A 1324-nucleotide genomic window follows, 5' to 3' on the forward strand; every position below is an offset into this window, starting at 1 on the left:
GCAATAGCAACAAGATACGACAAACTTGAGCGAAATTATGCCAGTATGGTTGCCATGGCTTTTATAATGATGTGGTTACCCATGTGGGCTGTATAAGTTATGTACACGAAACGTCAACAGCCCCTAGGGATCTTTTATACCGTTATGGGGAAGATCATCATCCATTAAATCTTTTCCGACAAAATCGTTGGGATCTTGAAGAGGAATTCGAATCGTTAATCAATAATGGGGATGATGATCATTTAGGACGTTATATATTACCTTCTTGCAGGTAGTCATTTTTCCAGCAGACATAATTGCTTGCTGAATAACATAATATTTCTAATTCTTCAGGTTTTAGTTTTCTGACCCGATGGGCAGGGCTGCCGACATAAAGGTATCCACTTTCTAATATTTTTCCTGGAGCGATTAAGCTGCCTGCTCCAATAATAACGTCATCTTCAATAACTGAACCATCAAGTAGGATGGAGCCCATACCGATGAGCACTCGATTACCAACAGTACAACCATGGAGTATAGCTTTATGCCCGATGGTGACATCATTCCCAACAATTAAAGGAAAACCATCGGGATTATCAACAGATTTGTGTGTCACATGTAGTACAGAACCATCTTGGATGTTAGTGCGTGTGCCAATAGATACGTAATTAACGTCGCCACGGATGACAACTAAAGGCCATATGCTGACATCATCAGCAAGTCTGACATCACCAATGATCACACTAGACGGATCTAACATAACTTTCTGACCAATTTTAGGTTGAGTACCAAGGTAACTGCGCAATACTCCAGACATATATACCTCTAATGAAGAAATGGAAATCTCTTATCCTTAACGGGATCCTAGTGAGGAAAACACCAGTATGCAATGGAAAAAACTTGTTGATCTTGGCTAATATCGCCTGAATTTAATCCAAAAAGGGCAATAATTAGCCTGTTGGTGATAAATCTAAAAAAAAGTGTTGTGTAAAAATCTGGGTTCCCTATAATGCGCCACCACTGACCGACACAACGCTGATAAACATTGTGAGGCCAGGCAGGGAAAAGTGAATAAGCGCTTGACTCTGCGGGCGAAAAGCGTAGTATACGCAGCCCGGCTGAACCAGAATGTTAATTTTTAGTTCAGCCTGCTCTTTAACAATTAATCAGACAATCTGTGTGGGCACTCACAAGACCGTATCACAAAAAAAATACACTAAGTCTTGAAGAGTGAACAACAGTTGATTCATGACGAATGAACAGTAAAATTCTTTGAGCATCAAGCTTTTAATAGAAGAGTTTGATCATGGCTCAGATTGAACGCTGGCGGCAGGCCTAACACATG

At 40.5% G+C, this 1324-nt stretch carries 2 protein-coding genes and 1 pseudogene; 2 read left to right on the top strand and 1 reads right to left on the bottom strand.

All coding sequences use genetic code 11. The features are described 5' to 3' along the window. Together C5470_RS21815 and C5470_RS23485 are read left to right on the top strand one after the other, a co-directional pair. Positions 1 to 96 (top strand): annotated as a pseudogene (locus tag C5470_RS21815) (IS5/IS1182 family transposase); the annotation flags it as partial. Beyond that, positions 84 to 275, top strand: a complete 192-nt coding sequence (locus C5470_RS23485; RefSeq protein ID WP_339917252.1) for a DUF1488 family protein — start codon at positions 84 to 86, stop codon at positions 273 to 275. The pseudogene C5470_RS21815 and the gene C5470_RS23485, both read left to right, overlap by 13 nt. Here C5470_RS23485 and C5470_RS21825 read toward each other — a convergent pair. Continuing rightward, positions 251 to 796, bottom strand: coding sequence for a gamma carbonic anhydrase family protein (locus C5470_RS21825; RefSeq protein ID WP_166291888.1), 546 nt, complete (start codon positions 794 to 796; stop codon positions 251 to 253). The genes C5470_RS23485 and C5470_RS21825 overlap by 25 nt on opposite strands. Between the last annotated feature and the right edge of the window lie 528 nt (positions 797 to 1324).

The sequence above is a fragment of the Photorhabdus stackebrandtii genome (genome assembly GCF_011189495.1).
GTDB classification, from domain to species: Bacteria; Pseudomonadota; Gammaproteobacteria; order Enterobacterales; family Enterobacteriaceae; genus Photorhabdus; species Photorhabdus khanii.